This is a genomic window from Roseateles cavernae, from assembly GCF_040187885.1.
Lineage (GTDB): Bacteria > Pseudomonadota > Gammaproteobacteria > Burkholderiales > Burkholderiaceae_C > Roseateles_E > Roseateles_E cavernae.
This window is the reverse complement of sequence record NZ_JBDPLH010000042.1, coordinates 1-647: the sequence shown is the minus strand read 5'-3', so window position 1 is coordinate 647 and position 647 is coordinate 1. Positions and strand designations below refer to the sequence as shown.

1 pseudogene is annotated in these 647 nt (G+C 73.4%); it reads left to right on the top strand.

Going from position 1 to position 647, the window contains the following annotated elements:
- Positions 1 to 647, top strand: a pseudogene (locus tag ABGI63_RS25775) (hypothetical protein); the annotation flags it as partial.

Sequence of the window (647 nt, the reverse complement as noted above, 5' to 3'; positions counted from 1 at the left end):
GCGATCAGCTCAACGCGCTGGTGGCCGTGCAGCTGGACGTGGCCAGGCGCGAGTACGAGCAGGGGCGCGAGCGCTATGCCCAGGCACGCTGGGCGGCCTGGCTGGGCCTGGGCCTGGCCTGCCTGATGGGGGCGGTGATCGCCGGCCTGATCAGCGGCCGCATCATGCGCTCGCTGGGCGGCGAGCCCAGCGATGTGCGCCAGGTGGCCCAGGGCATTGCCCATGGCGCACTGAACCAGCGGCTGCGGGTGGCGCAGGACGACCGCAGCAGCGTGATGGCCCATATGCAGGCCATGCAGCGCGGGCTGGCCGGCATGGTGCGCGAGGTGCGCGCCAATGTCGACGAGCTGCACGCCGCCTCGGGCCAGATCGCGCAGGGCAATTTCGACCTGTCCAGCCGCACCGAGGAGACCGCCGCGACCACCCAGCGCGCCAGCGCCCGGCTCGACGAGGTGATGCAGCGCCTGCGCCTGCGCATCGCCAGTGCCGGCGAGGCCCGCGCGCTGGCCGACGGCACGCGGGCCGTGGCGCAGCGCGCCGGCAGCCAGATGGGCGAGGCGATCGCCTCGATGCAGGGCATCGAGGCGGCCGCGCAGCGCATCGGCGACATCACCGGCGTGATCGACGGCATCGCCTTCCAGACCAAT